Source organism: Microcystis sp. LEGE 00066, assembly GCF_015207925.1.
Taxonomy (GTDB): Bacteria; Cyanobacteriota; Cyanobacteriia; order Cyanobacteriales; family Microcystaceae; genus Microcystis; species Microcystis ichthyoblabe_A.
Map to the genome: position 1 here is coordinate 1 of NZ_JADEVX010000275.1, position 4,080 is coordinate 4,080.

The window sequence follows — 4,080 nt, forward strand, 5'->3', positions numbered from 1 at the left end:
GCCATTTTTGGTGCTTTACTGTTTCTCAAATGCCTTTTTTCGCTCCTTATGTTTATTTTTATGCTCACTTTGATTTTTTCTCTCCGTAATTTCTCTCTGTGACAGCTTAGGGTGCGGAATGTGGGTTTCATTAGTTTTCGGAAAATTATAAGCCTAGCTTATTCACCCTTATTAGGGTATATTTAATTTATGTTTTTATCTATAAAAGCAACTTTTGTATAACTTTTTTTCACGTTTGAAGATTTACCGCTTGTCAAAACCTATTATAGCATTTATCTTAATGGTGAGGTACGAAGTTTTCCCCTTGTGGAGTCGGTCATCAATACCAAATTAGGTTACACTTCATCTCTATGGGAAACGCTGTAAAAATTATCGAAGCAGAAATTGAGGACTATGGACTAAACACCAGCGATTCAAGCCCCTTTTTGACTGTTAACCCCCTTAACCCAGAGATTATGGATGCTTTTAGTCCCTTTCCCCCTGACTGGACAGAGAATGCCGTTCACGCCTACAATTTTTGTTGTCCTTACTGTGGGGCAAAAGCTAAAGAAGCTCAGGCCGTTTGGATCAATCGCCGCGCTCCCGTTTTAGGAGAAGATTCCCGTCGTAAATGGCAGGAATTCTATCATTGTCAATGCGATCGAGTTTGGTGGGCCTGGAATAGTGATCGACCTGCCGAAAATAAGTAATTCTGAATCGGGAATGGAAAATATGGCCGATATTTATGTTTCTTGGGATGAATACCATCGTCTGATCGAAAAATTAGCAGTAAAAATCGATCGTTCTGGTTGGCAATTTGCTCAGATTATCTGTTTAGCTAAGGGAGGATTGCGCGTCGGTGACATTCTCTGTCGTCTTTTTCGTCAACCCCTAGCCATTCTCTACGCTGCTTCCTACGGGGGGCAAAATCATCAAATTCGGGGAGAATTAACTATTTCCTCGAATTTAGCCATGATCGAAGCCAAATTAAAGAGTCCCTTGTTATTAGTGGATGATTTAGTCGATTCGGGAATCACTCTCCAAAAAACCTCGATTTTATTGCAGGAAAAATACGGGATTACCAATATCAAAACTGCGGTGATCTGGTACAAAGCGGCATCAAGAATTAAACCTGACTATTATGTGGAATATTACCCCGATAATCCCTGGATTCACCAACCCTTCGAGCGTTACGAGTTAATTACACCCAAAGACCTCCTAGAGTAAATTCAGTTTAGCATCAGCTTAGAGAGTTTCCCCTTAAAAATCCCACCAAAGAAGATTGATATCTGAAATCGGCAACGTCATCTATTCTCCGTAGGATTCGGCAGTAATTTTTCCCCGAAAAACGATGTAATTATAAACCGTATAGGCTAGTAAAATTGGGATTAAAAAACCCACAAAAGTCAGCATAAACACCAAAGAACTAGGGGCGGCTGCCGCTTGATAAATTGTCACGGACGGGGGAATAATATCGGGAAAAATCAACAATCCCAAACCGATAAAAGAGAGCATAAACAGCAATACTGTCCACACCATCGGGGTGTTTTCTTTTTTTAGTTGCAAACTCCGCAGTAATAAACCCAGTAAGACCACAGCTAGAATCGGGATGAGGATAAAGATGTAAATTAGTCGAGGGTCAAATAAACGCTGACGGATGTGGTCAGAAAGCAGCGGCGTACTGATAGTGATAAAGACAGCACCGATAAAAGTGGTAATAGCGGCAATTTTTGCCGTTTTATAGTGAACTTCCTGTAAATTACCCGTAGTTTTCAGAATTAGGTAAGTGGAACCCACTAAAACATAAGCTTGGATTAAAGTTAGAGACACTAGAATCGATCGCCATGTTAACCAATCAAAGGGACCGCCGGCAAAATGGCCCAATTCATCCACTTTAATGCCCTCAAAAACCGCACCGAGGGCGAATCCTTGCCCCAAAGCGGCCAAAAAACTGCCGAGTCCGAAGGCATAATTCCAGAACAACTTGCGACGAGAATGTTCACGAAACTCGAAGGAAACAGCCCGAAATAACAGCCCCACCACCATAATCACTGCTGGCAGGTATAAAGCGTTTAAAATTGTCCCGTAAGCTAGGGGAAACGCCCCAAACAGGGAACCCCCCATCAAGACAATCCAAGTTTCGTTAGCATCCCAAACATTGCCTAAACTGGTCATTAAAATACTGCGACGCTTCTCGGAGGAGGAAGTCAGGGAAAGAATTCCCACTCCCAAGTCAAAACCATCGAGGAGGACGTAGAGAAACAGGAATAAACCCAGAATAAAAAACCAAATTTGCGGCAAAAAATACTGTAACGGTTCCATAGTTCCTCCTATTGTTGCGTTTCCAGGGAACGAGGATTTAGTTCTGGTGAGGTCACTTTTTCCTCTTGAGTCCCCGGCAGTGGTAAGTTAAGATTGGGTCCCTGACGGATAATAAGACTACCGAAATAGAGAGCAGAAACCAAGAAAACGACATAAATCGCCGTAATTCCGATTAAAGAGGTTAAAATCTCGCCTGCGGGCAGTTTAGAAGCAGCATCCACCGTCCGGATTTGATTGTAAACTGTCCAGGGTTGACGACCGACACAACGGACAATCCAACCGGTTTCAACCGCAAGATAACCCAGAGGGGCTGCAAAAACCCAAGCGCGTAGTAACCATTTTTGACTGTCGATTTTTTCGTTAGATAATTGACCGCGCAGCCATTGCCCGACAGTTACAGCCATTAAAGACGCGAGAAAAAGACCGATAGCGACCATAATCCGGAAGGAATAATAGATTAGCCCCACCATGTGCGGTCTGTCTTCGTATTTCCACGTTTTTAAGCCCAGAACAGGTTCCGATAACTTGGGTTTTAATTCCAAAAGATAACCCAAAGCATTAGGAATCTTCACTTCCCAGCTATTTGTCTCCGCTTTATCCTTGGGTAAAGCAACCAAACTCCAACCGGCAGTTTCTCCCGCAGGAATGGTTTCCCATTGCGCTTCCATGGCGGCTAATTTAGCCGGTTGATAGTGATACACTTGTTCGGCACTAAGATGACCGACAAAAATTTGCAAGGGGGCGATAACAATCGCTAGAGTAAGAATAATTTTGAGAGAACGACTAAAAAAGCTAATGTGACGTTTATTGAGCAAATACCAAGCACTAATCCCACCAATGACGAATAAAGAAGTTTCCAGGGTAGCGAAAAACATATGCAGGAAACTATTAACCATGAAGGGATTGAGAATCGCTTGTAGGTAATCTTGAACGATAAATTTACCATCCACGAAGATGCCACCGGCGGGGGTTTGCAGCCAAGAATTAGCGGTTAAAATCCAGAAAGTGGAAAGATTAGCCCCGAAAGCGACGAGAATTGTCGCTAGGAAGTGAATTAACGGGGGAACTCGTCCCCAACCAAACAGCATGATTCCTAGAAAACTAGCCTCTAGCATAAAGGCCATAGTTCCCTCGAAACCGAGGATAGTTCCGAAAAAGTCCCCCACTGCTTCCGAAAAAGGCGCCCAATTCATACCAAACTGAAAAGCCATGGGTAAACCAGAAGCAACTCCAATGCCGAAATTGAGAATGTAGAGTTTTGACCAGAAGCGAGCGTGATGATAGTAGTCCGGATTGCGGGTTTTTAGCCATAATCCTTCGACAATGACTAGATAAATGCCCATACCAGTGGTTAACACCGGCCAAAGCATATGAAAAATAGCGGTGATGGCGAATTGTATCCGCGACAAAGCAACGGGATTGGCAAGTAAATCCATGATTATAATCTTTAAACGATCGTGAAGATATCATAAGCACCTATAATACTTAGCCAGTAATGCCCTGAAAAGGCAAGGTTAAATAGGAATTATATAGATTGTTTTTAGATTTATGCGATCGCTTTGGTGTTACCCAATGACTTTAGTTAGTATTCTTGTATTATATTAGGGGGAAAACTCAGAAAAATTGCTAGAATATTAGCCTGATTAATTAATTTTCCCCTCGATCGAGTATGACTTTCTCCTCAGCCGCAGACTTTCAAGACGAATTTGATGTCATCGTCGTCGGGGCAGGCCATTCCGGCTGTGAAGCGGCCCTAGCTTGCGCCCGTCTCGGTTGTCG

Annotated in this window: 5 protein-coding genes; 3 read left to right on the forward strand and 2 right to left on the reverse strand. The window is 42.9% G+C overall.

The window, feature by feature from the left end; translation table 11 throughout:
- The first annotated feature begins 455 nt into the window (after nt 1-455).
- Together IQ224_RS22180 and IQ224_RS22185 are read left to right on the forward strand one after the other, a co-directional pair.
- Entirely contained in the window at nt 456-689 is a 234-nt protein-coding gene (locus tag IQ224_RS22180) for a hypothetical protein (protein WP_036402498.1), read from the forward strand.
- 22 nt (nt 690-711) lie between these two features.
- Nucleotides 712-1,206 (forward strand): phosphoribosyltransferase, encoded by a 495-nt coding sequence (locus tag IQ224_RS22185; protein ID WP_002747449.1) that lies wholly within the window; start codon nt 712-714, stop codon nt 1,204-1,206.
- A gap of 81 nt (nt 1,207-1,287) precedes the next feature.
- Here IQ224_RS22185 and cydB read toward each other — a convergent pair whose 3' ends face one another.
- Entirely contained in the window at nt 1,288-2,301 is a 1,014-nt protein-coding gene (gene cydB, locus IQ224_RS22190) for a cytochrome d ubiquinol oxidase subunit II (RefSeq protein ID WP_002747450.1), read from the reverse strand.
- Between the two features lie 8 nt (nt 2,302-2,309).
- Nucleotides 2,310-3,737 (reverse strand): cytochrome ubiquinol oxidase subunit I, encoded by a 1,428-nt coding sequence (locus IQ224_RS22195; protein ID WP_002747451.1) that lies wholly within the window; start codon nt 3,735-3,737, stop codon nt 2,310-2,312.
- A 233-nt stretch (nt 3,738-3,970) separates the two neighbouring features.
- Here IQ224_RS22195 and IQ224_RS22200 point away from each other — a divergent pair.
- Nucleotides 3,971-4,080: FAD-dependent oxidoreductase (locus tag IQ224_RS22200; protein WP_194033504.1), on the forward strand; the 110-nt coding region annotated here is incomplete at its 3' end.